Source organism: Brevibacterium luteolum, assembly GCF_025147615.1.
Lineage (GTDB): Bacteria > Actinomycetota > Actinomycetes > Actinomycetales > Brevibacteriaceae > Brevibacterium > Brevibacterium luteolum.
The window spans coordinates 1-25456 of sequence record NZ_JALXPM010000028.1; the positions used below are offsets into that span (position 1 = coordinate 1).

Below are 25456 nucleotides of genomic sequence, written 5' to 3' on the forward strand. Positions count from 1 at the left end.
TGTCTGCTCGAGTCCGGCGGCTTCAGACCGGTTCTACACTCTCAATTACGATGAGCCCGTTTGGCTCAGCCCTAGCTCTTCTCACCAGTGACTTTGCTCAGCGCTAGCCATGCTCAGCTGCAGCGGGCTGCGTGCGCGGGAGAAGCTTCACTCGGCAGCGAGCGGCAGTGGCAGCTATGAGAACGCGGCCCTCAGTACAGTCCGCCGGTGCGGCGCGGGGCGGTGGTCTCACCGCTGAGGGACTGCCAGCGCGGATGCCCGGCGATCCAGGCCGCCAGCCCGCCGCCGATCGCACCGAAGAGGTGGCCCTGCCAGGAGATGCCGGGGAACAGCGGCAGCACACCGGTGAGCATCGAGCCGCCGTAGAGGATGATGACGAGCAGGCCGATGACGCCGAACATCAGCCGGCGCAGGATCGAATCGGTGAAGACCGCGCGCATGATGAGATAGCCGAAGTAGCCGAACACCAGACCCGAGGCGCCGACGGTCAGCGTGCCGGGCAGGTTCACCGCCCAGGCGCCAAGCCCGCTGACAACGGCGATGACGGAGGTGACGAACCAGAAGCGGCGGATGCCCTCGGCGGCGACGAGCAATCCGAGGACGAGGAACGGGATCGTGTTGGCGATCAGATGCGGCCAGCCCGAATGCAGCAGCGGAGAGAAGACGATGCCGATGAGACCGGTCGGATTCCATGAGCGGACTCCGAAACCGTTGAATGAGCCCGGCAGCACGAAATCGGCGGCAGCAATGACCCACATGAGCCCGAGCAGCACGATCGGCTGCAGCAGCCGGGCCCCGACATTCGCACCGGGCAGGTCGAGATCGTACCGGATTCTCGATCCGGTCTGCCGGGCAGGCGTGCGGCTGAGGTCAGAGGGCTCGAAGCTCATGGGCTCATTCTCGCAAGCGAAACTGACAGGGCCCTCCACAGCGGAGCCGTGCGGCGCAGGCCGCAGGTTCCGCACCGGTGTCATGAGCCTCACCGCCAGAGCGGGCCCGCCGGACGCGGAAGCCGAGTAGACTTTACGGCGTGTCTGTGACCGGAATCTCCCGCCTGCTGCAAACCAACACCGCCTACAGTGCTGTCCTGGCAGCGCTCGCCGACAGCTCGACGGCAGGCGGTTCGATCAGCGCGATCACCGGGCTGTGGCCCTCGCTCATGTCGGAGGCCGCCGTGGCCGGGCCGCTGCTGGCCGTCACCGCCACCGGCCGGGAGGCCGATCACCTCGAACGGGCACTGGCCGACTACCTGCCAGCCAGCTCCGTCGCGGTCTTCCCCAGCTGGGAGACCCTCCCACACGAGAAGCTCTCCCCGCGCTCAGACACCGTCGGCCGCCGCCTGTCCGTGCTGCGCCGCCTCAGCCACCCCGGCGATGAACCACTGAATGTCGTCATCGCCCCGATCCGGGCTCTGCTGCAGCCGATCGTCACCGGTCTCGGCGAACTCACCCCCGTCCAGTTGAAAGTCGGCGACGAGGTCGAACTCGCCGACCTCGCCGAACAGCTCTCCGACCTCGCCTATTCGCGCGTCGACATGGTCTCCCGGCGCGGTGAGTACGCGGTGCGCGGCGGCATCCTCGACATCTTCCCGCCGACGGATGACCAGGCGCTGCGCATCGAGTTCTTCGGCGACGAGGTCGATGAGATCCGCCCGTTCTCCGTCGCCGACCAGCGCTCCCTGCCCACTGCTGACGACGCCGTCTACACCCTATGGGCCCCGCCGTGCCGGGAAGTGCTGCTGACCGCCGAAGTCCGCGAACGCGCCCGCGACCTCATCCCAGAGCTGCCGCAGGCTACTGAGATGCTCGAGAAGATCGCCGACGGCGTCGCTGTCGAAGGCATGGAGTCCCTCGCCCCGGTGCTCGCCGGAAAGATGGAGTCCTTCGTCAACACCCTGCCGGCTGGCACCCGGATCCTCGTGACCGCCCCGGAGAAGGTCGCAGCCCGGGCCGAGGACCTCGTTGCCACGACCGAGGAGTTCCTCGCCGCCGCATGGACGTCTGCCGCTGCAGGCGGGAAGGCGCCGATCGACCTGTCGCCGGCCAGCTTCCGCACCCTGGAGGAGACCCGCGAGGCCGCCGCTGCGCGCAGTCTGCCGTGGTGGGAGATCGGCGGCTTCGCCCGCGATGCCGAACTGGCCGAGTCCACCGGTGAGACCGTACTCGAGGTGCCCGGCCGGCAGCCCCGCGGCTACGCCGGCGACGTCGAGGCGATCCTCACCGATGTGCGCGCTCTCGTCCACGACAGCTGGGACGTCGTAGTCCTCACGGAGGGCCGCGGTCCTGGTGAGCGGATGGTCGAGGTGTTCTCCGAAGCCGATGTGCCGGCCCGGTTCGTCGACGACCTCACCGAGCCCACCACCTCGGGCGCGGTGACCGTGACGACGGCCGCGGACTTCGGCGGATTCGTCATCGACACGATGAAGCTCGCCGTCCTCACCGAGGCCGATGTGCTCGGCCGCGCCGCAGCCACCTCGACCCGGGACATGCGCCGCCTGCCGGCCCGCCGCCGGCGCCACCAGGTCGACCCGCTCGACCTCAAACCCGGCGACTACGTCGTCCACGAACAGCACGGGGTGGGCCGGTTCGTCGAGATGGTCGCCCGCACAACGGGCCGCGGGCCGCAGGCCCACACCCGCGAATACCTCGTCATCGAATACGCGCCGAGCAAGCGCGGCCAACCCGGCGACCGCCTTTACGTGCCCTCTGACTCCCTCGACCAGGTCACCCGGTACGTCGGCGGGGAATCACCGTCGGTGAACAAGATGGGCGGCTCGGACTGGGCGAAGACGAAGTCGAAAGCCCGCAAAGCGGTCAAAGAGATCGCCCGCGAGCTCATCCACCTGTACTCGGCCCGCCGCGCCTCCTCCGGGCACGCCTTCGGCCCCGACACCCCGTGGCAGCGCGAGCTCGAAGACGCCTTCCACTACATGGAGACCCCCGACCAGCTCACCACCATCGACGAAGTCAAAGCCGATATGGAGAAGCCGATCCCCATGGACCGACTCATCTGCGGCGATGTTGGGTACGGCAAGACTGAGGTGGCGGTACGTGCAGCGTTCAAGGCGATCCAGGACGGCAAGCAGGTTGCCGTGCTCGTGCCGACGACCCTGCTCGTCCAGCAGCACTTCGACACCTTCTCCGAACGCTACTCCGGCTTCCCCGTCACTGTCGGCAAGCTTTCGCGCTTCCAGTCCCCGGCCGATTCGGAGAAGACGAAGAACGACCTCAAAGACGGCAGCCTCGACCTCGTCATCGGCACCCACCGGCTGCTTTCCGGTGAGGTGCAGTTCAAGAACCTCGGGCTCGTCATCATCGACGAGGAGCAGCGCTTCGGCGTTGAGCACAAGGAAACACTCAAGGCGCTGCGGACCAATGTCGACGTGCTCGCCATGTCGGCGACCCCGATTCCGCGCACCCTGGAGATGGCGGTGACCGGGATCCGGGAGATGTCGACTCTGGCGACCCCGCCGGAGGACCGCCACCCGGTGCTCACCTACGTCGGCAAATACGAGGACAAGCAGGTCACCGCTGCGATCCGGCGCGAGCTGCTGCGCGAAGGCCAGGTCTTCTTCATCCACAACCGCACCCAGGACATCGAGAAGACCGCCGCCCACTTAGCCGAACTCGTCCCGGAGGCGCGCATCGCCGTCGCCCACGGCAAGATGAGCGAGCAGCGCCTGGAGCAGGTCATCGTCGACTTCTGGGAGAAGCGCTATGACGTGCTCGTGTGCACGACGATCGTCGAGACCGGCATCGACATCTCGAACGCCAACACCCTCATCGTCGACCGCGCCGACCGGATGGGCCTGTCCCAGCTGCATCAGCTGCGCGGCCGCGTCGGCCGCTCGCGTGAGCGCGCCTACGCCTACTTCCTCTATCCAGCTGACATGACGCTGACCGAGACCGCCCACGACCGGCTGCAGACCGTGGCTGCCCACACCGAGCTCGGCGCGGGCATGCAGGTGGCGATGAAGGACCTGGAGATCCGCGGGGCCGGCAATCTGCTCGGCGGCCAGCAGTCCGGCCACATCGAAGGCGTCGGCTTCGACCTCTACGTCCGCCTCGTCGGCGAGGCGGTGGCGAACTTCCGCGGCGAAGGCGAGGAGGAGGTCGCGGAGATGCGCATCGAGCTGCCGATCGACGCGCACCTGCCGACCGACTACGTCGAGCATGAGCGGCTGCGGCTGGAGGCCTACCGCAAGCTCGCCGCCGCCACCGATGATGCCGAGATCGCCGAGGTGCTCGCCGAGCTCACCGACCGCTACGGTCCCTACCCCGAGGCGGTCGAGGTGCTCGCTGAGATCGCCCGCCTGCGCATCCGCGCCCGTGCCTCCGGCGTGCAGGAGATCCTGTCGGTGGGCAACACGATCCGCTTCGCGCCAGTCGAGCTTGCCGATTCGCAGATCGTGCGACTCAAGCGGCTGTACCCGAAGTCCCTCATCAAGCCGGCGCTGCGGGCGATCCAGGTGCCCAAGCCGCAGTCCGGGGTCGGGTTCGACAAGAAGGACCTCGTCGACCGGGAGCTCATCGACTGGGTGCACCAGTTCCTCGATGCGATCCTGCCCGCTCCCGAGGCGGAGGCCGGGTCGGCAGAGACGGCCGGCGCTGCTGAGAAGGCCGGTGCAGGGAAGAAGGCCGGTGCAGGGAAGAAGGCCGGTGCAAAGGTGGAGACGAACGCATGAGCACTCCGCGCTGGCAGCGTCCGGACACCACCGGCATGACGGCGGCTGAGGCCGTCGCCTACCTGCTGGCGCGCTGCCCGTGGGGTGCCGCCCAGACCCACACCGGGCTGCAGAAGCACCTCATCGAGGAGACCCACGAGCTCATCGGCGCCCTTGACGACTACGCCGCTGACCCGCACGAGCACACCGCCGCCGAGGTGGAGGTCGAGCTCGGCGATGTGCTCTACCAGGTGCTCTTCCACGCCGCCCTGCTCGACCGGCAGGCCGCCGGCGGGCAGGCACTCGCCTCGATGCGCGACCACGACGATCTGCCGGGCGAACCCCTGACACCTGCGGCGATCCGGCGCGTCGATGCGCGGCTGACAGAGAAGATCATCCGCCGCCACCCGCACGTCTTCGACTCGACTGCGCCAGTCGACATCGACGAAGTCGAACGCCGCTACGAAGCGATCAAGACGGCCGAACGCGCAGCCGCCCGGCAGCTGGCACCCGACCCCGATCCCGCTGGGGAGCACGCCGCTGGCCAGCAGGCCGCGGCCGCCGCCCGCGCCTCGTTCGACTCCCTGCCCGCCAGCGTCCCTGCTCTCACCCGTGCCCAGGCGGTGCTCGGCCGGATCGAACGCCTCGCACTCGACCAGCCGGACACCTCAGGCCCGGACGTCCCGGACCCGGATACCTCGGGCCTGGACACCACCCCAGGCCAGGCGCTCGCCGCCTCGGGAGCGGAAGCCGAACTCGGCCGGGCGCTCTTCGCGCTCGTGAGCCGGGCCCACGCGCAGGGCCTCGACGCCGAGGCCGCGCTGCGTCGGGTAACCTCCGAAGTGGAGGACGCAGCCGTCGAGCAGGCCCGCAGGCAGGGCGTGGAAGGTGGAGATGACACAGCAGATGCACGTCGCTGAGCGGATCCCGATCCCGGGTACGTTCAACTTCCGCGACATCGGCGGCTGGCCGACCAGCAGCGGCACCGTCGCGCGCGGGCTGCTGTACCGCTCCGACGGCCTGCACAACCTCACCGACGCATCCCGGGCAGCGCTGCGTGAGCTGAACCTTGCCACCGTCATCGACCTGCGCGAAGAGCGCGAATCCCACCGCGCCCCCGATGCCCTCAACGGGCTCGACGTCGAGCACATCTCACTGCCGGTCTTCGACAACCGCTACTATCCGCTCGACCCGAACGCCGCGCGCGTCGAACTGCCCGATCACAGCCTGCCGACGATCTACCAGACGATGATCGACGAATTCGGGCCCCGCCTGGCCGCCGGTGTCGAGACGATCGCGGAGCGCGTGCGCACCCCGGTGCTCATCCACTGCTCGGCCGGCAAGGACCGCACCGGCGTGCTCTCAGCCTTCGTGCTCAGCCTGCTCGACGTCGACCGCGAGCACGTCGTGACCGACTACACGATGACCGAGCGCTATCTCGGCGCCGAGTTCGTCGCAGCCCTCGGCGCGAAGTTCGCCCAGGCGGGCATCGTCGCCGACATCTCGAAGACCGCCACGCAGGCACCCGCCGGACTCATCATCGGGGTGCTCGAGAAGCTCGATGACGAGTACGGGGGAGTGGCCGGCTACCTGCGCACCCACGGCATGAATCCCGAGGCGGTCGACGAGCTGCGCGCCGGTCTCGTCCGCCCCGCGCGTGTCGACTAAGCTGAGCCGCGTAGACCCCGTTCCCGCCCCACAGCCGATGCATCAGGCTTGAAGGAGACCACAGTGGCCGAAATCATTGCTGCCAATGCCCGCGAGATCCTCGACTCCCGCGGCAATCCGACCGTCGAGGTCGAGGTGCTGCTCGAAGACGGAGCCGTCGGACGCGCCGGCGTGCCCTCGGGTGCCTCGACCGGTGAGTTCGAAGCCGTCGAGCTGCGCGACTCCGACCCCGAGCGCTACCTCGGCAAGGGCGTCCAGCAGGCCGTCGATGCCGTGCTCGACGACCTCAACAACGCCATCGCCGGCTTCGAAGCCGAAGAGCAGCGCCTCATCGACCAGGCGATGATCGACACCGACGGCACCGACAACAAGTCCCGGGTCGGCGCCAACGCCATCCTCGGTGTCTCACTCGCCGTCGCCCGCGCCGCCGCCCAGTCTGCAGACCTGCCGCTGTACCGCTACCTCGGCGGCCCGAACGCCCACATCATGCCGGTGCCGATGATGAACATCCTCAACGGCGGCTCGCATGCCGACTCGAACGTCGACATCCAGGAATTCATGATCGCCCCGATCGGGGCCGCCAGCTTCCGCGAAGCCCTGCAGTGGGGCACCGAGGTCTACCACGCGCTCAAGGCTGTGCTCAAGGATCGCGGCCTGTCCACCGGCCTGGGCGATGAGGGCGGTTTCGCCCCGAACCTGGAGTCGAACTCCGAGGCGCTCGACCTCATCATCGAAGCGATCGAGAAGGCCGGCCGCAAGCCCGGCAAGGACATCGCGCTCGCCCTCGACGTCGCCTCCAGCGAGTTCTTCAAGGACGGCGCCTACCAGTTCGAAGGCGAGACGAAGACCGCCGCCGACATGACCGCCTACTACGCCGACCTCGTCGAGCGCTACCCGCTCGTGTCCATCGAGGACCCGCTGGATGAGAACGACTGGGACGGCTGGATCGAACTCACCGCCGAACTCGGCGAGAAGGTCCAGATCGTCGGCGACGACCTGTTCGTCACCAACCCCGAGCGGCTGCGCCGCGGCATCGAATCCGGTGCCGCGAACTCCCTGCTCGTCAAGGTCAACCAGATCGGCTCGCTGACCGAGACCTTCGATGCGGTCATGCTCGCCCAGACCAACCGCTACACCTGTATGATCTCCCACCGCTCCGGTGAGACCGAGGACACCACGATCGCCGATCTGGCTGTGGCCACGCAGGCCGGCCAGATCAAGACCGGCGCCCCGGCCCGTTCGGAGCGCGTCGCGAAGTACAACCAGCTGCTGCGCATCGAAGAGCAGCTCGCCGATGCCGCCCGCTACGCCGGACGCTCGGCCTTCCCGCGCTTCCGCGACTGACACCGACCGACCACCGGCTGCACTCCCGCCTCGCCAGGCGAGTGCGGCTGAGGCGACCCGCTCCCGAGGTGGGGTGTACGACCGTGCGTGCACCCCACCTCGTGCATGGGGCGCGCGACGTGGGTTGTGGGGCGCGCGACGTGGGTTGTGGGGGTGGGGCTGCGGCCGGGGGGGGGCGTGGGGCGCGGCCGGGGTGCGCATACGCCCATCTCACACGTGCTCGTGCGAACACGCCGCACCAAATGAGGGCTGTCGGCTGCAAGGCCAGGCAGACTTGGTGCCACACACCTTTCTTCCCCTGATCAGCTCATGAGGTGGCAATGGCTCCGACGTCCTCTGCAGCACAGCGCCGCGCCCTGGCTGCCAAGCGGAAGTCCGCTGCCTCCCGCAAGCCGAAATCCGCCAAGGCCCAGGCGCCTGCTGCCCGCACACGCAGAGCCCAGCCGGTCGTCGACCTCTCAGGCACCGACATCGACGCGACCGCGGCCGGGCGCCGCCTGCCGGCGCGCACCATCATCCTCGGCGTCATCGCCGCGATGCTGCTGACGATGTTCCTGCCCTCGATCTCGACCGGGATCGCCCAGTACCAGCAGATCGCCGCCCTGGAGCGCGACATCGAGGTCACCGAGCAGGAGGTCGCCGATCTCAAGGAGCGGCAGGAGCAGCTCAAGGATCCCGCCTACCTCGCTCAGCGGGCCCGCGAGGACTACCACTACGCCAAGGACGGTGAAGAGGTCTACATCGTCATCGACGACACCGGCGAGGAGGTCGCCACCGAGACCGCGGAGGCCGGGGCAGGGGAGAAGCGCACCGTGCGCAGGCAGCCGTGGTACATCGAGCTGGTAGATTCTCTCAAGGCCGTCGGTTTCGCAACAGAAGAGAGCCCATGATCACCGAATGCACCGAAGCGGACTTCGAGACGATCCGCGCCCAGCTCGGCCGGATCCCGCGCGGCGTCGTCGGCGTCGCTGCACGCTCGAAGACCGGTGAGCCGCTCGTCGTCGCCACCGCGCCCCGGCTGGAGGACGGCACGCCGTTCCCCACCACCTTCTACCTCACGCACCCGGACTACGTCACCGAATGCTCCCGGCTCGAAGCCGCCGGTGTGATGGCGCAGATGAGCGAACAGCTCGCCGCCGACGAGGACATGCAGGCCGCCTACCGCGGAGCACACACCTCCTACCTTGCCGCCCGTCGGCAGATCGGCATTGACGCAGGCATCGGCGAGGTGCTGGAGATCGATGACTTCTCCGCCGGTGGCATGCCCACCCGCATCAAGTGCCTGCATGCGCTCGTCGGCCATGCCCTGGCCGCCGGGCCCGGCGTCAACCCGGTCGGTGACCTCGCCCTGTCGATGATGGACGGGGTGCCGCCCGTCGCCGAGGTGTGAGTCACCTGAACCGGCAAGCTCCCCTGCGGCGTCTAAGCTGGATGGCATGACCCGAGCTGCTGCCATCGACTGCGGAACGAACTCCATCCGCCTCCTCATCGCCGACATCACCGCCCCCGCTGACGGCGGGCCGCTGCAGGTGAGCGATGTCGTACGCGAGATGCGCATCGTGCGCCTCGGCCAGGGCGTGGATGCCACCGGACGGTTCGCAGAAGAGGCCCTGGAACGCACCTTCGCGGCCTGCGAGGAATACGCCGAGCTCATCCGCACGCACGAGCCCGAGCATGTGCGGTTCGTCGCGACCTCGGCCAGCCGGGACGCCGCCAACCGCGAGGAGTTCTTCGCTGGTGTCCGTGAGCGCCTCGGTGTCGAGGCTGAGGTCATCACCGGCATCGAAGAGGCCCAGCTGTCCTTCACTGGCGCGACCGTCGGCGTGCAGGCAGCCGCCGACCCAGCACCGGCAGGCCCGTTCCTCGTCATGGACTTAGGCGGCGGTTCCACCGAACTCGTCACCGGCAGCGTCACGGCCTCCGGGGCTGAGCTGACCGGAGCGCACAGCATGGACATCGGGTGTGTGCGCTTGACCGAACGGCACCTCAACTCCGATCCGCCAACCGATGCCGAGATCACCGCGACCATCTCCGATATCGACGCTGCCTACGAGGCCGCCCGCACTGATGTCGACGTCTCAAGCGTGCGCACGGTCATCGGTGTCGCCGGCACCATCACCACCGTCACCGCCGCGATGCTCGGACTTGAGACCTATGAACCCGAGGCGATCCACGCCGCCCGCCTGGCACCCGACCAGCTGCGAGCCACCTGCCAGGACCTGCTGCACATGCCCCGAACCGAACGCGCGAGCCTGCCGTTCATGCACCCCGGCCGCGTCGACGTCATCGGTTCCGGGGCGCTCATCTTCGAGACACTCATCGACCGCATCACCTCTGATGCCCAGCAGCCTCCTGCGATCTACGCGAGCGAGACCGACATCCTCGACGGCATCGCCATCGGCCTCTTCCAGCGAGCCGGCACCTGAAGGCAGCCGTCATGACCACCGCCGAACCAGACGCCGCAGGCCACCCGAACACGCGGGCCGGTAGCGCTGCGTGGCAGAAGCTCGCCGCCGGTGCCGCAGCCCTCGTACTGGCCACCGGTGCGGGACTTGCCGAGGCGACCCTCACCTCGGGCCCGGTGCAGGCGGCCGAACCCGAGGCGGGACCCGGGCAGTGGTTCATCGCCGACTACGGCATCGACGAGATGTGGAAGACGACAACCGGGAAGGGCACAACGGTCGCTGTCATCGACTCCGGCGTCGATGCCGCGCACGAGAACCTCACCGACACCGTTGTCAAGGCCAAGGACTTCTCCGAAACCGGTGCGGACGGCACCACCCCTCTCGGCGACGGGTCGATCATCCACCACGGCACCGCCGTCGCAGGCGTGATCGCCGGCAACGGTTCCGGGCCAGGGCCGATGGGCGTGGCCCCGGACGCCGACCTCCTCTCCGCCTCGATGTGGCTGGGCAGCAACCGGCCCGACAGCTCCCCGCCGTCCCGGCAGCAGGCCGCGGCCGCGCTGCGCTGGGCCGTTGACGAGGGAGCCGATGTCGTCAACATGTCCCTGGGCTGGGACGACCCAACCTGGGACCCAGACTGGGACGAGGCCTTCGCGTATGCCTTCGAGCACGACGTCGTCGTCATCGCGTGCGTGGGCAACCGCTCACAGGGCGCGCGCAGAGCCTGGGCACCGGCGACTGTGCCCGGTGTGGTGGGCGTCGGCGGGCTGGGCGCCAACGGGCAGGTGCGCGCTGAATCGACCGCCCCGGGCATCGCCGTCGACCTCATGGGACCGGCCGAGGACATCCCCGTCCCGCTGCCCGGCGGCGAGTACGGCACCGGCGACGGCTGTTCGTTCGCCGCACCCGTCGTCGCCGGGGTCGCCGCCCTGATACGCAGCAACGACCCGGATCTGTCCGCCGATGAGGTCGTCGCCAAGCTCTACACCACAGCCACCCCGGTCCCCGGTCACGACGGCACGACGACACCCGAGCAGCCCGACCCAGTCGTCGGCCACGGCCGCCTCGCCCCAGGTGCAGCGCTCAGCGCCGATGTGCCTGACGACGTCCCGCAGGCCAGGCAGCAGCTGGCCGACTGGGTGACGATGCACCGCCGAGCACCGGCAACGACCGAACAGGCCGAGCCGGGCGCCGATTCCGGCAAGGAGACCTCCACTGAAGGTCAGGCGCAGATCACAGCGGCCACCGCCTCGGCGGCGGGGCCGGCTGTGCTCATCATCGGCGCGCTGGCTGGTGCGGGGCTCATCGCCGCCGGGATCGCCCGGATGCGGCGTGTGCGGCCATCTGACGGGGATTCCGCAGCACCCGGGGAGTGAAAGTGAAAGTTTTCACAAACCTTGGGGCGGTCGCTAGTATGGGGTCATGGCACTGATTCGAAACAGCAAACTGCGTCCTCGTATTCTCATCGTCGGAGGCGGCTACCTCGGCCTCGTCACCGCCCAGAATCTGCTGAAGAACCTGGGTCGCGGCGAAGCGACGGTCACTGTCGTCGACCCCAACCCCTACATGACCTACCAGCCGTTCCTGCCCGAGGTGGCAGCCGGCTCGATCGAGCCGCGTCACGCCGTCGTGCCGCTGCGCCGCAACCTCAAGGGTGCGGAGGTCGTCACCGGCTACGTCCGGTCGATCAATCACGCTGACAAGTTCGTCACCGTTGAACCCGAAGGCGACGAGCCCTTCGAGCTCGACTACGACCAGATCATCCTCGCCGCAGGCTCGGTGGCCCGCACCCTGCCGATCCCGGGTCTGGCCGAGGAGGCCATCGGCCTCAAGCGGATCGAAGAGGCCGTCGCCCTGCGCGACCACGTCCTGAACAACATCTCCGAGGCCTCCCTGCTTGAAGACGACGAAGAGCGCCGCCGGCTGCTCACCTTCGTCTTCGTCGGCGGCGGCTTCGCTGGCATGGAGGTCCTCGCTGAGCTCGAGGACATGGCTCGTGCCGCCGTTGCCCAGTACGAGACCCTGACCGAGGCTGACCTGCGCTTCGTCCTCGTCGAGGCGATGGGCCGCGTCATGCCCGAGGTCGGCGAGGCTCAGGCCCGTTGGGTCGTCGAGCACATGCGCGAGCGCGGCATCGACGTCTACCTCGAGACCTTCCTGCAGGATTGCACCAACAAGCACATCCAGCTGTCCAACGGCGAGGAGTTCGACTGCGACACCGTCGTGTGGAGCGCCGGTGTCAAGGCCAACCCGGTGCTCGTCGATTCCGACCTGCCGCTTGACGAGCGCGGCCGCGTCACCGTGCGCGCCGACCTGCGCGTCGAGGGCGATGAGGGTGTTGTCGAAGGCGCCTGGGCTGCTGGTGACAACGCTGCTGTGCCGGACCTCTCCGGCGGCGGCGTGGGCGGCTACTGCGTACCCAATGCTCAGCACGCTGTGCGCCAGGCTCCGGTGCTGGCTGCCAATGTGCTCGCTGCGCTGCGCGGTGAGACCGAGTTCCGCCAGTACTTCCACAAGACCATCGGCACGGTTGCCGGTCTGGGCCTGTACAAGGGTGTCTCGCAGATGGGCGACTTCGAAGCCCGCGGTGTGCTCGCCTGGGCGATGCACCGCGGCTACCACGGCTACGCCATCCCAACCATCGACCGCAAGGTCCGGGTGTTCGGAAACTGGGCGCTCAACGTCGTCTTCGGCCGCGACGTTATGCCGCTCAAGGACCTCGATGTGCCGCGCAAGTCGTTCGTCGACGCCGCACACTCGAAGCCGGCCCCCAAGAAAGAGCCGGCCAAAGCCTGACCGTGACGCTCATCTGAGCTGCGAACACTGCTCGTGGGGATCCCGTCTGGGGTCCCCACCAGTGTTTTCTATGCGGTGGCCTGGGTGGAGGGCGTTGGGCGGCGCTGACTCGGTTAGACTGTCTGCCGTCGCCCCTATAGCCCAATCGGCAGAGGCAGTCGACTTAAAATCGATTCAGTGTGGGTTCGAGTCCCACTGGGGGCACCAAAAATACCAGCACAAAACGCCTGTTCAGCCGCTCAATCAGCACCGTGAATTGTCCCGGGTTTCATTCCGAGATGGTGGTCGAAGACGGTTCACGCCAGACATTGCGATAATTCATCTCTAGTAAGTGCGCTGCTTCAGCTGTAGTGTCGGAACGAGACCCAGGACAGATCAGTTCTGAAGGTCACCACACAAGGATTGGAGACTCGCCGTGAAGGCTGTCGTCTATCAGGGCCCCAGAGATGTCGCGGTCACGGATGTTCCGGACGCCAAGATCGAGCGGCCCACTGATGTGCTGGTCAAGGTGACAGCAACCAACATCTGCGGTTCGGACCTGCACATGTACGAGGGCCGGACCTCCTTCGAGCAAGGCCGGACCTTCGGTCACGAGAACATGGGAGAGGTGGTGGAGGTCGGCCAGGGAGTGGAGAAGGTCAAGGTGGGCGACCGGGTCGTGCTGCCCTTCAACATCTCGTGCGGTTTCTGCAAGAACTGCGAGCGCGGGCTCACGAACTACTGCCTGACGACGCAGCCTGACCCGTCGGCCGCCGGTGCGGCCTATGGGTTCGCCGAAATGGGCTCGTACGGCGGCGGGCAGGCAGAACTGCTCCGGGTGCCCTTCGGCGACCACAACGCGCTGCGCCTGGGTGAGGACGCGGAGGAGAAGGAGAACGACTACGTCATGCTCTCCGACATCTTCCCCACCGGCTGCCACGCCACCGAGATGGCCGGCGTGGTCCCGGGCGACAGCGTCGTCATCGCCGGGGCCGGCCCCGTGGGACTGATGGCCGCCTTGTCCGCGACGATCAAGGGCGCCGCGAAGGTGATGGTGGTCGATCGCCACCCCGACCGGCTGGCGCTGGCCGAGCAGATCGGCGCGATTGCCATCGACGACTCCAAGACCGACCCTGTGCAGGCCGTGCTGGACGAGACAATGGGACTCGGAGCCGACCGCGGCTGCGAGTGCGTCGGTTACCAGGCCCACGATCCCCAGGGCAACGAAGATCCGGCTGCCACCCTGAACATGCTCATCAACTCGGTCCGTTTCACCGGCGGGATCGGAACCGTCGGCGTGTTCGTCCCTCAGGATCCTGGGGCCAAGGACGACCTGGCCAAACAGGGCAAGGCGGCTGTCGACTTCGGCTTGCACTGGTTCAAGGGGCAGACCATGGGCAACGGTCAATGCCCAGTCAAGAAGTACAACCGCCAGCTGCGCGACCTGATTGCGGCGGGGAAGGCGAAGCCGTCATGGATCGTCTCCCACGAGATTTCGCTGGAGCAGGCCGCCGACGCCTACAAGAACTTCGACTCCAGGGCTGAGGGCTGGACCAAGGTCGTCATCAAGCCCGGCATGTCGAGCGGAGAGAAGGCGAGCTGATATGGCCGCGGATCTGGCGGGCACGTTCACCGTCGACGGGGTGGTCGCCGACGCCTCGGTGGGCGACCACGACGCCCTGCTGCTTCCCGGCGGCACGGTAAACCCCGACCAGCTGCGGGTCGACAAGGACGCCGTTTCCTTCGTCCGCGACTTCGTCCGGAGCGGCAGGCCAGTGGCGGCGATCTGTCACGGGCCGTGGACGCTGATCGAGGCTGGCGTGGCCGCCGGTCGCACCCTGACGTCGTTCCCGAACATCCGCACCGACCTGTGCAATGCCGGCGCCGACGTCGTCGACCAGGACGTGGTGGTCGACAAGAATCTCATCACCAGCCGCTCGCCGGAGGACCTACCGGCGTTCTCCGAGGCGATAGTGTCCCAACTCGCGGGCACCACGACAATGGAAGAGGAGAAGCCATGAGTGTGACCAAGGGATTGCTGGTCAGGTTTGACGCGTTACCCGGGAAGGAGGACGACGTGAAGGAGTTCCTTGACAGCGGCCGTGCGCTTGTTGAAGACGAGCAGGCGACCACCGCGTGGTTCGCGATCCGCCTCGGGCCGACCTCGTTCGGGATCTTCGACGTGTTCCCGGATGACGCCGGACGTGATACCCACCTGTCCGGCCCTGTTGCGGCAGCTCTCGGCGAGCAGACCGGCACGTTGTTCTCCGAACCCACGATCGAAAAGCTCGACGTACTGGGCTCCAAACTCCCCGCCTGACACCACAGACCGGGAGTACTGGCTCAGAGAGGAGGGGTCGCTGCGCGCGGTGACTTCGGGCTAACGCAGCCCGCTGACGTCGTGGCAGCGGCCCCTTCTCCTGCGGCCTATCGCTCGTCACCAACAGATCAAGGAAGCGCGATGACAGGAACTGACGACGGCGTGGCCACGACGCGTTCACCCGAGGTAGCAGTGATCGGGGGCGGGATCGTCGGTCTGTCAACGGCGTACGCGCTGCGGGAGCAGGGCGTGCCGGTGCGCTTGTACGAGGCGGGTCTGCCCGGGACAGGTCAGTCTGCAGGCGAATCGCGGATCTTCCGGCATGCCCACGACGATCCGCGACTCGTCGCTTTCGCGCGCGAAAGCCGCGGCGTATGGGATGAGTGGGCCGAACACTTCGGCGTCGAGCTGGTCTCATCAGACGGTGTCGTCGCGATCGGCGACAGCGCCCTGGCGCGGCTGCGGGTGCTCGACCAGGTCGGCGGCGTGGTAGCGCACGAGATCGACGCTGCCGAGGTCGCCCAGTGGATGCCGCTGCTCGCTGGGTACTCGGGACCAGCAGTGCTCGACGAGTCGGGCGGGGCGATCCGCACCCGCGCCGCGATCACGACACTCACGGGTGCCCTCGCAGATGCGGTCACCACCAGTGAGGTCATCTCCATCGATCCCCGCGCCGACGGGACGGTCGAGGTGCGCAGCGTCACCGACCGGGCTGTCTACTCCACGGTGGTCGTGTGCGCCGGCCGCGAAACCGCCCGCCTGGCACGCAGCGTCGGCCTGTCGCTGCCGGTTCGCCTTGCCGCACACGTCCGGCTGACCTTCGACGTGAAAGCCGCCGCCCCGGCACGAGTCGCGTGCCTGCAGGACAGCAGCGGCGTCTTCGGCGAAGCCGGCGTCTACGCGACGCCGCTACCGGGCAACAGCAGCTATTCGGTCGGACTCAGCGACACCGTCGGCGTCCGCGACGACGGAACATTCATCGACCCAGCGGCGATTCGATCGCTGGACGAACGCGCACGCGACTACGTGACACGGGCGCTGCCCGGTCTCCATCCAGAGCCGCGCGACTTCCTTCACTGCTGGGTGACTGACCTCCCGTGGAGCGAGGACGGCGTGGCCGTGTGGGAGGCAGGCTCGGTCTTCTTCGTGGCCGGTCACAATCTATTCAAGCAGGCGCCGTCGCTGGGTCGCGCTCTTGCCCGAGCTGCGACCGGCGGCGGACTCCGCGCCGAGCTCACGCCCGAAGCCCGCCTCGGCGAGGCCCAGGGCTAGCCTACGGTGGTCTGCGGTTGTCGCACTGCGCCCGCTGGGGCGAATTCCGTGGTCTTTCAACGTGAGTGGACCGACCACCAGGCCCGGTTCGAATCCTGAACGCTGAACCTCTTCGGGATGTTCAGAAGACGAACCTCGAGCGGGACCGTGGGGTCACGTCCCCGGGCGTGGTGCAACGAACCATCCTTCGGTGTGGGGTCAGAAAAGGGCTGCGCGCCGTCGGCGAGCTGGGTATCGCGGCTGGTGGGCCTCCAATCGCGGTCGGGGTCGAAGAAGTCCTCGGCGAAGGGTTCGGGCTGGCCCGCTGCGGTCAGCCCTTCCTGGCGCCCGACGCCGTCCGCGTGGCCTGCGCCTGGAGCTCAACGCTGTACTTCCTCGGTGCTGCCATGCTCCTCATCCGCTTGTGGGATCAGAGCCTCGACCAGACCCGGGGCGAACCAGGATGAACGGCCCAGAAGCCGTCCCAGGCAGAGCGGCTCCCGGATGGAAGCGGAATCACCTTTGAGTGATACCATCGCTCTATGGCGATGAAAGCTGATGTGATATCAATCGACGAAGCGGCCACGATCGCGTACGCCCATCTATTCCAGGCGCTGGCCGAACCGACCCGCCTGGCGATCGTCCAGCACCTGGCCTCCGGCCCGCACCGGGTGCGCGACCTGGTGGCGCACATGTGCCTGGCGCAGTCGACGGTGAGCAAGCACATCGCCTTCCTGCACGAATGCCGGCTGCTCACCGCCCGGCCCGAAGGCCGCGCCACCTGGTACGCACTGGCCGAACCCGAGCTGCTGCGCGGGCTCATCACCGCAGCCGAACGCGTACTGACTGCGACCGGCGCCCACGCGGTGCTCTGTCAGCACCTGCACGCAACCGAACCGCACCAGCCGGCCGCCGGCTGAACCGAGCGCCAGCCACAGCATCAGGGGAGGAGGAGACCATGGGAGCACACCACAACCACAGCCACGCACCCAGCGCCGCCGAAGCCTCACACGCTCCGGGCATGCGCCGCCGACTGCTCATCGCCTTCGGCCTCGTCGCCTCCATCGTCGTCGTCCAGCTCATCGGCGCCTGGCTGTCAGGCAGCCTTGCCCTGCTCGTCGACCTCGTCCACTCCTTCGTCGACTCCTCCGGTCTGCTCATCGCCGTCGTCGCCGTCACCCTCATCGCCCGCCCGCCGTCGAATGAGCGCACCTGGGGCTACCGGCGGCTTGAAAGCCTCGCGGCCCTTGCCCAGGGCCTGCTGCTGCTCGGTGTGAGCATCTACGCGATCATCGACGGCATCCGCCGCTGGGCCGCCCCGCCCGAGGTGGCCGCCGGTCCGCTGCTCATCGTTGCCGCACTCAGTCTGGTCCTCAACGTCGCTGCGATGCTCGCCCTGGCAGCCGGGCGGAAGGCGAGCCTGAACATGCGGGCCGCGTTCCTCGAAGTCCTCGTCGACGCCCTCGGCACGCTGGCGGTCATGGTCTCGGCGATCCTCATCCTCACCACCGGCTACACCCGTGCCGACACTCTGGCCGCCTTCCTCATCGCCGCCCTCATCATCCCGCGCGCGGTCGTCCTGCTGCGTGATGCCGTCCGGATCCTCATGGACTTCACCCCGGCAGGCCTCGACCTCGATGAGGTCCGCCGTCACATGCTCGCCGTCGATCACGTCATCGACGTCCACGACCTGCACGCCTCGACCGTCGCCTCCGGGCTGCCGACACTCAGCGCCCATGTTGTGCTCGACGACTCCTGCTTCAGCGACGGCCATGCGATCGAGATCCTCGACGGGCTGCGCCGCTGCATCGCTGAGGACTTCGAGGTCTCGATCGAGCACACGACGTTCCAGCTAGAAACTGAGGACATTCGCCGGCGTGAGAGCCGCGACACAGTTCATCCGTAACGAGAAGGCCCCGCGCAGCATCACAATTCGGTAACGTCGGCCGAGCGGAGAAGTTGCGCACGCCACACTCAGCCCTCCTGCCAGCGGCGGGGCGTTGAGGGTATGTCTCAATCCCGTCATGTGCGGCACGAGACGATAACACCGGCTGATTCGCAGAGTTCACTCAGCTAGCCTTGTCACTGACGCGGCATGCGAAACGCCGCACCAGGCCCACTGACTCCCATGCACAACTGCGAACCTGCCGAAGCCGAAAGAAGCACGATGCTCAAAGAGCTCATCATCCGGTTCCTTCTCGTGGCCGCCCCCGCCTGCGCCGTCCTCTGGATGTTCGCATTCACCTCTGGGGAGCTGCGCACGCCCGCCGGACTCACCGACCACCTGACGATGACCGCCACCCTGCTCGGCATCATGGCAGCACTCTTCGGCATCATCTTCCTCATCGCAGCCCTCATGAGCCGTCTCGCACCACGCCCGGTGCGCGTCGAATCCCAGCCCCTTGAAGCCCCGGCGACCCCCGCCCCGGCGCCGGCACCGGCGGCCTCGAAGACCGCCGCACCCGCCGAGCCGCGGCTCATGGCCGGCGCGCAGCAATAGCCGACACCGCCGCCGTCAGGCGGCACGCACCGCCCCGCGCCCCTGCGCATATGCGACACTGACATCAGGATGAGCGAGGCGAGGAACACCACACAGAGGCGTCACACTGCGGTGCCGCCGAGCGTTACCAGCGGTGGCAGCAGCTGACCGAATGGCCGATGGCGATCGCCGCTGTCATCTTCCTGGGCGCCTACGCCTACGTCGTGATCGACAACTTGCGGCCCTCGGAGATCATGTGGCCCGAACGTCTCATGCTCGCCATCTGGGTCGTCTTCGCCATCGACTGCATCGTCAGCTTCATCCTCGTGCGCCGCCGCTTCCTGTGGTTCTGGACCCACCTGCACGAACTCGCCCTCGTCATCTTCCCGTTCCTCAGGCCGCTGTATCTGCTGCGTCTCATCACGCTCATCCGATTCATCCACCGCACCGCCGGTGCGCGCCTGCGCGGTAAGGTCACCTTCTACATCTGCACCGCCTCGGTCGTGCTCGTCTTCGTCGCAGCACTCGCCGTCCTCGATGCGGAGCAGAACCACCCCGGTGCGAACATCACACGCTTCGGCGATGCGCTATGGTGGGCGGTCGTGACGATCACCACGGTCGCTACGGTGATCACTTCCCGATCACCGCGCTCGGCCGGATCATCGCCGTCGGGCTCATGATCTGCGGCATCGCCCTCATCGGTTCGGTGACCGCGACGCTGGCCTCGTGGATCGTCGATACAGTCTCCGAGGACGAGGAGACCGCGGCGCGTCATCGGAGCGACGACGCGGCCGCGCTGCGCGAGCGACGCGGTCCGGCTCATGCCGGTGAGCTGTCAGACGCGGACCCAGGAGTGCTGCGGCCCAGGAGGCAGCGACTCGACCTCTAGGGAGAGTTCGACCCGAGTGGCAGGGGAAACAGCCACTCGGGTCGATGGGGGAAGGATCGTGGGGGCGCGTCAGCTGCGCGTCGTGCCGGCCGGGTCCTCCGGATGCTGCGGGCGCACCGTGACCGGGCGCGTCGTCTCCTCCGGCGCCGAGGCGGTGCCCGCCTCCCGGGTGGCGCTGGCCTGGCTGGCCGGGTCGGGCAGCTCACCGCGGCGCTCAGCCTTCTTCTCAGCCTTGGCCGCGCGGCGCTCATTCGAGCGCTCCTTGCGCTCGGCCCGCCGGCGGCCGATGAACGACAGCGCGAGGATGAGCGCGGAGATCAGCAGCACGATCGTTGCTGCGGCGATGCCGGCATCAACCCAGAACTGGCCGGGGAAGAGCCGGATGAGTGCGTCGTCGACGTAGAACTCCCAAGTGCCGGCGTCGAAGAACATCGCGTGGAACTGGGTGAAGAACCGGTCCCAGCCCAGCATCGCCAGCGCACCGAGAGCGAGGAAGGCGATGATCGTCAGCAGCGCCCCGAAGCGCAGCGCGTGGCGCAGGCCCGGCCCGTTGGCCCGTGACATGTACAGGCCGAAGATGAGCATGCCGATCGCGCCGATGACGGCGACGAGGTAGAGCAGGGACACGAGGTCCTTGACGTCTTCCATGTGGGCGATCTCTTCGGGCTGGAAGAGCGGCACCCCGTTGGGCAGCACGACATCGGAGAGGTACCGGCTGGAGTCGAAGTTATTGAGGTAGTCGACGACGTAGGAGCCGTAGTGCAGCCGGTCGTCGTTGGTGAAGCCGTAGGTGTCAGCTGGGAAGCCGGGCCGCCAGAAGTACGCGAACTTCAAAAACAGGCCCGAGGCGATGAGCCTGACGGCCAGGCCCGCGAGCACGAAGGGAGTGGCTAAGGCGATCCAGATGCCGCCGATGATGTCGAGGGCGTTGACGGGCCGCTTGCCCGGCTCGTCGACGTCGTCGTCATCGTCGTGGCGGTCGCGGGTGCGGATCTGCTGGGTGGGTGCCACGGCCGCGCCCGAGGTGGTGGCACCGGCGGCAGCGCCGGTGCCGGTGGCCGTGGCGCTGGTGGCTGTGCTGGTGTCCGGGTCGATGGGGCGATGTTCGGCGGTGGCGTGAGGGTCGGGGGTGCTCTGGGCGAAGGCGCGGTCGCGCAGCTCCCGGTTGCGGTGGGCGATCGGGTCGAACTCGACGGTCTCCTCACTCAGCGGCGAGCGGGACGTCTCATCGTCCGTGCCGAGCGCGAAGGTCTGGTCGTCGGCGACATGCTCGCCGATGTGCGCCTCGCGGTTGTGGCGGCGGGAGCCGGAGGCACCGTCGATCGACTCGGCAGATGATTCCGGTTCGCTGCCGGAGCTCATCCGCCGTGAGAGCAGGTCGTCGGTGTTCTTCGGGTCATCAGTAGCCACACTCCCATTGTTCGACGGATGACCGCTGCGCCTGTGGAGCGACACGCACGAACCGGCAACTCAGGCCAGGCGCCCGCCGGCCTGCATCCAGCCCTGCGGCTCAGATCCCAAACCCGGGTTCAGACTCCGAACAGCAGCGCCGCGACCACCACGGCAGGCACCGAGAGGATCGTGGTGATGAACACGGCGTCACGGGCCAGTTGAGCCGAGGCCTTGTACTCCATGGCGTAGATGTAGACGTTCTGCGCCGTCGGCAGGGTCGAGGTCACGACGATGCCCATGAGCATGAGACCGTCATAGCCGAGCAGCACCCCGCCGATGAGCCAGGCGATCAGCGGTTGGATGACGAGTTTGGTGACCGTGATGATGACAAGCTGGCGGCGCGAACCGGCCGGCGGGAGCTTCCAGCCGTCCTTGAGTGAGATGCCGAAGGCCAGCAGCATGCCCGGCACCGACATCGCCGCGAGCATGCTCACCGGCTCGTGGACCACCTCGGGCAGCCGCCACCCGGTCAGCGAGCCGGCCACGCCGAGGGCGGCGCCGATGACGATCGGGTTGCGCAGCACCATGAGCAGCGGGCGCCACCACTGACTGCCGGCCTGTGCTCGGGTGGAGTCGAGCAGCACCATGATGATGGGGCTGAGCAGGATGAGCTGGAAGAGCAGCACCGGGGCGACGAAGCTCAGGTCCTTCAGCACATAGGTGGCGATCGGGATGCCGAGATTGCCGATGTTGACATAGCCCGAGGCCATGGCGCTGATCGTCGCCTCGCCCAAGCTGCGCCGCCGGATCCACAGCGTGAAGGCGAAGATCCCGGTGAACACGAGCATCGCCGAGCCGCCGGTGGCCAGCAGGGCAGGCGAGAAGATCGCATCGATGTCCGTCGAGGAGATCGTGACGTAGAGCAGCGCGGGGGTGGCGACGTAGAAGACGACACGGGCGAGCACCTGCTGGCCGGTCGGCCCGAGCACCCCAGAACGGCCGAGCATGAGGCCGGCGAAGATGACAACGGCGATGACGCCGAAACCTTCGAGCACATCGAGCACGGTTCGGTCAGTTCCTTCTCTCGGGGGCGTTCATCCGCCCGGCGGATCGTCAGCTGTGCTGCGCGAGTGTGCGAACGGCGCTGGCGACGAAACTGCGATCGTGCCTAGGTCTTAGAGTCCCGCTCCGGTTTCCAGGTGGACCCTATCGAATCCGATTCTCCTCTGCACACCGCGACCGTCAAGGAGAACGCATGAGATGGAGCGGTCGGTCACCAGTACGGCACATGCTCGATCTGTGCCGGGGCGCTGCGCCGGGCGAGGACTGGGGTCAGATGCCGACAGCGTCGTGGAATGCGGATCGCATCGACAGCCCCGAACTGTCAGCGCAGCAGCGTGTGGCGCTCAAGGTCTGCGGCGAAAGCCGGTGCGTCGTTGAGCGTGACGGTGATGAGCGAACCGTCCCGAGACCTGATCTCGAGCCCTGGGCCGCCGTGGGTGATGATCCCCTTATCGCGGACACCCCGAATGCGGTAGCCCCAGCCGAAGAACTCACCCAGGGGCTTCACATCCACGATCCGCACCGATTCGATTTCCGCCACCGCGACAGACAGCCGGGGCCAGCCGAGCAGTGACCCGGCGGTGAACCTCGAATCGTCGAGAGACACCTTGAAGACGCTCGTGGCGAGTGCGAGCCACAAGGACGCGATGGTGACGATCGTCAACAGGATGAGGAGCCACGTATCAAGCGCATTCCAGAGCGCGATCAGAATGACGACGAGCGCGAGCATGGACAGCCAGAGCACCAACTGGATCGGCCAGGCGAGAGAAATGAACGACGTGCGGCGGGCCATTGTATTACCTCCGGGGTGCGGTGAATGAGATTTCTCGGGTGAGGACGATAGAGCGTGACGACATGCTAGAGCCCTGAACTCGACGTGACCCGAGGTGCCGTCTTCTCAGTGCTTGGCGACGAGCGCCAGATGGTTTCAAAGGGTGTGTTGCCGAGTCGCATGCTCAGGATGAGAAGGGCTGCGAACATTGCGATACCAAATGACCAAAGCCCCATGAAGACGATGATCCCAACATGGAACAGAGCGCCAGCAAGGATGGTGAGCCGGCGCGCTCGTACTGCGAAGAGCGGGCTGAGCGCCAATGCAACCTCGAGGAGAATCACAGACCATGTGGCTGCTATCGCGACGAGCGGGAACGCGAGCAGCTCTCCCAGCGGATCAAGGTATCGCGGTATGCCGAACTGCCCATTCATCGTGTAGTAGACGGCAGACCCTTCGGACCACTCCTGCACTCTGATCTTGCCGAGTCCGGAGTGTGCGTAGATGAAACAGACCTGCAGGATCGCCAGCAGCAGGGCGAACCGGCAGATGGATCGCACGGCATGGCTTCTGTCCGCGAGGAGCTGTGCGAAAGGCACCTGCTTCGACCAGCCGTTCAGGCGGTTATCGAACAGTGCGATGATCGCCAACAGCAAAGACAGATTGTGATTCACCTGGTCGCCGCCCTCGCCGAGGGATACGGACCAGTCGAACGACATGGCGAACCACGCTTGGGGCAGACCTGACCACCTGGGGAGGAAACCGGAGATCACCCAGAGCAGGATGATGATTCCGACCACGTTCGCTGCGATCACAGACGGGAAAATGCAGTAGGCCCCGATAGCAAGATAGCGCTGGCACTCGATGACTTCGTTTGCGTCGACGAGCAGTCTGAAGAGGGCGGTAGGCGCAGTGAACGTCAGAGTGATGAGCAAGGAGACCGCGAGGAGTGTGCGCGCCAACTGAATCGCATTTCCCGGCACATGGTTCTGTGCAGCCGACAGAGCGCTGCTCAAAGGGTTCGTCACAGGAAAGTCCTTCTAGGTGTTCTGCATGTTCGAAGCGGGTCAGTTGGCAGGGCAGGCGATCTGCAGGCTGGTGAATGCTTCGATCCGGTAGCGTTCCTCTGTGACGTTCCGATACGCGCGTGGTGTCACCTTCTGCTTCGCCATGACGTATGAACCGCAGAAGTATGCGCCGTCGACCGGGTTCACCGCCTCAATCGCCTGATCCGCCTCGTACGTCAAGCATGACTCGACTCCGCCAGCGCACTCGTGCCAGTCGTCATCATGCCCGACCTGAGGTGCCAGATGGCCCAGCTCGATGCCTCTGGCCCTCATGTTGCGGCTGATGCCGAAGGCGGCGTTCGGGGAGGAGGATTCGTGAACCTGCAGCTCAAGTGATGTGTCGTCTTCCACCGAGTACATGACGAGATAGCTGTCGGTCGGAGGTTTTGTGAAGAAGTTCCATCCCTGCGGGAAGATTGTTCGGGCAATGACCTTCTGGTTCTGGCTTGCGGCGTCCGATGCGATGTTCCCATCAATCTGGATCAGTGAAAGATATGCCAGCAGACCTACAAACACCGTGGCGATGCTGCGATATAAGAATTGGCGCATTCTGCGGTTCCTTGATGAAGCGCCCGGCGGTGCGCACCGCTGGTGCGGCACCGCCGGGCTTCTCGCACTCGAGTGGGTGAACTCGATTACTTTCCAGCGAGCGCTGTGGTGAGCTTTGCCACGCGCTGTTCGAACTCGTTGCGGCTCGCAGGTGCCGCAGCTGCTGCGCTGTTCGATTTGTCGAGGTTCATCTTGACGGTGACATTGACCGCTGCTCCGACATTGACCGCTGCGGCGTAGTTCACGGCGGCGCCGGCGCTCCACACGACCACCACGGCAACCGCGACTGCCGCAGCGGCAACGACGAGCGGCGAGGCCGGGTCTGCGTCTGCTGCTGCGCTGATGTCTGTGCCGAGCTTGTCTTTGAGCTCCGGGTTCGCTTCGAGCTCCTCGTGGTAGATTTCTTCGAGCTTCTCGTTGGTCAGCTCCGATGCTGCGATGACGGCCTCTTCAGCTTTGTAGGCATCGCCGGAGGTGATGTCGCTGCGGAAGTCGTCCAGGAAGTTCGGGCTGTCTTCCCCGATTCGCGCAAGCACTTCCTCGGCTGTCTTGTCCACCTCTGGGTCTTGGTCGATCGCGGAGGCGAACTCGACATACTTCGGATCATCGAGAGTGTCAGTCAGGGTCTGAACCCCGTCCCCTGTCGCGAAGAAGAGTGCTTTGTAGACGGATTTCGGGTTCATGTCGACTGCTGATGGGGAGTGGCTGTCCTGCGCGGCGACTGCGTTGTCATCCGCGAACAGCGGTGCTGAGTGTGAGATTGCTGCTCCGGTAGCAAGCATCACGCCGGCAAGCGCCATGCTTATCGGCTTCTTCATGG

The 25456-nt window shown here is 66.9% G+C and carries 24 protein-coding genes, 1 tRNA gene and 1 pseudogene; 19 read left to right on the forward strand and 7 right to left on the reverse strand.

Annotation, left to right across the window (positions count from 1 at the left end; genetic code table 11):
- Positions 1-191 precede the first annotated feature (191 nt).
- Positions 192-890, reverse strand: a complete 699-nt coding sequence (locus tag M3C25_RS08345; RefSeq protein ID WP_102163139.1) for a rhomboid family intramembrane serine protease — start codon at positions 888-890, stop codon at positions 192-194.
- A gap of 140 nt (positions 891-1030) precedes the next feature.
- Here M3C25_RS08345 and mfd point away from each other — a divergent pair, with 140 nt between their 5' ends.
- The 19 genes and pseudogenes from mfd to M3C25_RS13165 all read left to right on the forward strand — a co-directional run bounded on the left by mfd (position 1031) and on the right by M3C25_RS13165 (position 19794).
- Positions 1031-4684 (forward strand): transcription-repair coupling factor, encoded by a 3654-nt coding sequence (gene mfd / locus M3C25_RS08350; protein WP_259855809.1) that lies wholly within the window; start codon positions 1031-1033, stop codon positions 4682-4684.
- Entirely contained in the window at positions 4681-5583 is a 903-nt protein-coding gene (locus tag M3C25_RS08355) for a MazG nucleotide pyrophosphohydrolase domain-containing protein (protein ID WP_259855811.1), read from the forward strand. Before mfd ends, M3C25_RS08355 begins: the two co-directional genes overlap by 4 nt.
- Positions 5558-6331 carry a tyrosine-protein phosphatase gene (locus tag M3C25_RS08360; RefSeq protein ID WP_259855817.1) on the forward strand — a complete coding sequence of 258 codons (774 nt, stop codon included), beginning with the start codon at positions 5558-5560 and terminating at the stop codon, positions 6329-6331. The genes M3C25_RS08355 and M3C25_RS08360 overlap by 26 nt, the downstream gene beginning before the upstream one ends.
- Before the next feature lie 63 nt (positions 6332-6394).
- Positions 6395-7675 (forward strand): phosphopyruvate hydratase, encoded by a 1281-nt coding sequence (gene eno / locus M3C25_RS08365; protein ID WP_259855818.1) that lies wholly within the window; start codon positions 6395-6397, stop codon positions 7673-7675.
- A gap of 320 nt (positions 7676-7995) precedes the next feature.
- A complete protein-coding gene (locus tag M3C25_RS08370) occupies positions 7996-8565 on the forward strand; it encodes an FtsB family cell division protein (protein ID WP_102163135.1) in 570 nt (189 codons plus the stop codon).
- Positions 8562-9065, forward strand: a complete 504-nt coding sequence (locus M3C25_RS08375; protein ID WP_259855822.1) for a DUF501 domain-containing protein — start codon at positions 8562-8564, stop codon at positions 9063-9065. The genes M3C25_RS08370 and M3C25_RS08375 overlap by 4 nt, the downstream gene beginning before the upstream one ends.
- A gap of 46 nt (positions 9066-9111) precedes the next feature.
- Positions 9112-10101: a Ppx/GppA phosphatase family protein gene (locus M3C25_RS08380; protein ID WP_259855824.1), complete on the forward strand. Its 990-nt coding sequence runs from the start codon at positions 9112-9114 to the stop codon at positions 10099-10101.
- Positions 10102-10112: 11 nt separating this feature from the next.
- Positions 10113-11456, forward strand: a complete 1344-nt coding sequence (locus tag M3C25_RS08385) for a S8 family peptidase (RefSeq protein WP_259855827.1) — start codon at positions 10113-10115, stop codon at positions 11454-11456.
- Positions 11457-11502: 46 nt separating this feature from the next.
- Positions 11503-12876, forward strand: coding sequence for an NAD(P)/FAD-dependent oxidoreductase (locus tag M3C25_RS08390; RefSeq protein WP_259834870.1), 1374 nt, complete (start codon positions 11503-11505; stop codon positions 12874-12876).
- A gap of 130 nt (positions 12877-13006) precedes the next feature.
- Positions 13007-13083, forward strand: a tRNA-Leu gene (locus tag M3C25_RS08395).
- A gap of 289 nt (positions 13084-13372) precedes the next feature.
- A pseudogene (locus M3C25_RS08400) lies at positions 13373-14050 on the forward strand (alcohol dehydrogenase catalytic domain-containing protein); the annotation flags it as partial.
- A 253-nt stretch (positions 14051-14303) separates the two neighbouring features.
- A complete protein-coding gene (locus tag M3C25_RS08405; protein ID WP_375545107.1) occupies positions 14304-14876 on the forward strand; it encodes a DJ-1/PfpI family protein in 573 nt (190 codons plus the stop codon).
- Positions 14873-15175, forward strand: coding sequence for a putative quinol monooxygenase (locus M3C25_RS08410; RefSeq protein WP_170275047.1), 303 nt, complete (start codon positions 14873-14875; stop codon positions 15173-15175). The genes M3C25_RS08405 and M3C25_RS08410 overlap by 4 nt, the downstream gene beginning before the upstream one ends.
- 141 nt (positions 15176-15316) lie before the next feature.
- The gene (locus M3C25_RS08415; RefSeq protein ID WP_259855831.1) at positions 15317-16447 is read left to right on the forward strand and encodes an NAD(P)/FAD-dependent oxidoreductase; all 1131 of its coding nucleotides are present in this window, start codon (positions 15317-15319) and stop codon (positions 16445-16447) included.
- A 521-nt stretch (positions 16448-16968) separates the two neighbouring features.
- Entirely contained in the window at positions 16969-17346 is a 378-nt protein-coding gene (locus M3C25_RS08420; protein ID WP_259855833.1) for an ArsR/SmtB family transcription factor, read from the forward strand.
- A gap of 38 nt (positions 17347-17384) precedes the next feature.
- Entirely contained in the window at positions 17385-18332 is a 948-nt protein-coding gene (locus M3C25_RS08425) for a cation diffusion facilitator family transporter (RefSeq protein ID WP_259800220.1), read from the forward strand.
- 222 nt (positions 18333-18554) lie between these two features.
- Entirely contained in the window at positions 18555-18926 is a 372-nt protein-coding gene (locus M3C25_RS08430) for a hypothetical protein (RefSeq protein ID WP_259855835.1), read from the forward strand.
- Between the two features lie 158 nt (positions 18927-19084).
- Positions 19085-19585 carry a hypothetical protein gene (locus M3C25_RS08435; protein WP_259855837.1) on the forward strand — a complete coding sequence of 167 codons (501 nt, stop codon included), beginning with the start codon at positions 19085-19087 and terminating at the stop codon, positions 19583-19585.
- Positions 19582-19794 carry a hypothetical protein gene (locus tag M3C25_RS13165; RefSeq protein WP_375545108.1) on the forward strand — a complete coding sequence of 71 codons (213 nt, stop codon included), beginning with the start codon at positions 19582-19584 and terminating at the stop codon, positions 19792-19794. Before M3C25_RS08435 ends, M3C25_RS13165 begins: the two co-directional genes overlap by 4 nt.
- A 69-nt stretch (positions 19795-19863) precedes the next feature.
- On the opposite strand, the gene M3C25_RS08440 is transcribed toward M3C25_RS13165, so the two are convergent.
- From M3C25_RS08440 to M3C25_RS08465, 6 genes are all read right to left on the reverse strand, one after another.
- Positions 19864-21204, reverse strand: a complete 1341-nt coding sequence (locus M3C25_RS08440) for a TIGR01906 family membrane protein (RefSeq protein WP_259855839.1) — start codon at positions 21202-21204, stop codon at positions 19864-19866.
- Positions 21205-21323: 119 nt separating this feature from the next.
- A complete protein-coding gene (locus M3C25_RS08445; protein WP_259855841.1) occupies positions 21324-22250 on the reverse strand; it encodes an AEC family transporter in 927 nt (308 codons plus the stop codon).
- 320 nt (positions 22251-22570) lie between these two features.
- Positions 22571-23041 carry a hypothetical protein gene (locus M3C25_RS08450; protein ID WP_259855843.1) on the reverse strand — a complete coding sequence of 157 codons (471 nt, stop codon included), beginning with the start codon at positions 23039-23041 and terminating at the stop codon, positions 22571-22573.
- A gap of 65 nt (positions 23042-23106) precedes the next feature.
- Positions 23107-24048: a sporulation-delaying protein SdpB family protein gene (locus M3C25_RS08455; RefSeq protein ID WP_259855845.1), complete on the reverse strand. Its 942-nt coding sequence runs from the start codon at positions 24046-24048 to the stop codon at positions 23107-23109.
- Positions 24049-24087: 39 nt separating this feature from the next.
- Positions 24088-24636 (reverse strand): SdpA family antimicrobial peptide system protein, encoded by a 549-nt coding sequence (locus M3C25_RS08460; protein WP_259855847.1) that lies wholly within the window; start codon positions 24634-24636, stop codon positions 24088-24090.
- 86 nt (positions 24637-24722) lie between these two features.
- Complete coding sequence (locus M3C25_RS08465; protein WP_259855848.1) at positions 24723-25454, reverse strand: sporulation delaying protein family toxin; 732 nt, start codon at positions 25452-25454, stop codon at positions 24723-24725.
- Between the last annotated feature and the right edge of the window lie 2 nt (positions 25455-25456).

Coding starts and splice junctions, on each gene's coding strand:
- M3C25_RS08370 (WP_102163135.1), top strand. CDS start 7,996: ATGGCTCCGACGTCCTCTGCAGCACAGCGCCGCGCCCTGGCTGCCAAG.
- M3C25_RS08360 (WP_259855817.1), top strand. CDS start 5,558: ATGACACAGCAGATGCACGTCGCTGAGCGGATCCCGATCCCGGGTACG.
- M3C25_RS08430 (WP_259855835.1), top strand. CDS start 18,555: ATGCACAACTGCGAACCTGCCGAAGCCGAAAGAAGCACGATGCTCAAA.
- M3C25_RS13165 (WP_375545108.1), top strand. CDS start 19,582: ATGATCTGCGGCATCGCCCTCATCGGTTCGGTGACCGCGACGCTGGCC.
- M3C25_RS08425 (WP_259800220.1), top strand. CDS start 17,385: ATGGGAGCACACCACAACCACAGCCACGCACCCAGCGCCGCCGAAGCC.
- M3C25_RS08450 (WP_259855843.1), bottom strand. CDS start 23,041: ATGGCCCGCCGCACGTCGTTCATTTCTCTCGCCTGGCCGATCCAGTTG.
- M3C25_RS08390 (WP_259834870.1), top strand. CDS start 11,503: ATGGCACTGATTCGAAACAGCAAACTGCGTCCTCGTATTCTCATCGTC.
- M3C25_RS08385 (WP_259855827.1), top strand. CDS start 10,113: ATGACCACCGCCGAACCAGACGCCGCAGGCCACCCGAACACGCGGGCC.
- M3C25_RS08415 (WP_259855831.1), top strand. CDS start 15,317: ATGACAGGAACTGACGACGGCGTGGCCACGACGCGTTCACCCGAGGTA.
- M3C25_RS08410 (WP_170275047.1), top strand. CDS start 14,873: ATGAGTGTGACCAAGGGATTGCTGGTCAGGTTTGACGCGTTACCCGGG.
- M3C25_RS08435 (WP_259855837.1), top strand. CDS start 19,085: ATGGCGATCGCCGCTGTCATCTTCCTGGGCGCCTACGCCTACGTCGTG.
- M3C25_RS08380 (WP_259855824.1), top strand. CDS start 9,112: ATGACCCGAGCTGCTGCCATCGACTGCGGAACGAACTCCATCCGCCTC.
- M3C25_RS08420 (WP_259855833.1), top strand. CDS start 16,969: ATGGCGATGAAAGCTGATGTGATATCAATCGACGAAGCGGCCACGATC.
- M3C25_RS08460 (WP_259855847.1), bottom strand. CDS start 24,636: ATGCGCCAATTCTTATATCGCAGCATCGCCACGGTGTTTGTAGGTCTG.
- M3C25_RS08465 (WP_259855848.1), bottom strand. CDS start 25,454: ATGAAGAAGCCGATAAGCATGGCGCTTGCCGGCGTGATGCTTGCTACC.
- M3C25_RS08375 (WP_259855822.1), top strand. CDS start 8,562: ATGATCACCGAATGCACCGAAGCGGACTTCGAGACGATCCGCGCCCAG.
- M3C25_RS08355 (WP_259855811.1), top strand. CDS start 4,681: ATGAGCACTCCGCGCTGGCAGCGTCCGGACACCACCGGCATGACGGCG.
- M3C25_RS08345 (WP_102163139.1), bottom strand. CDS start 890: ATGAGCTTCGAGCCCTCTGACCTCAGCCGCACGCCTGCCCGGCAGACC.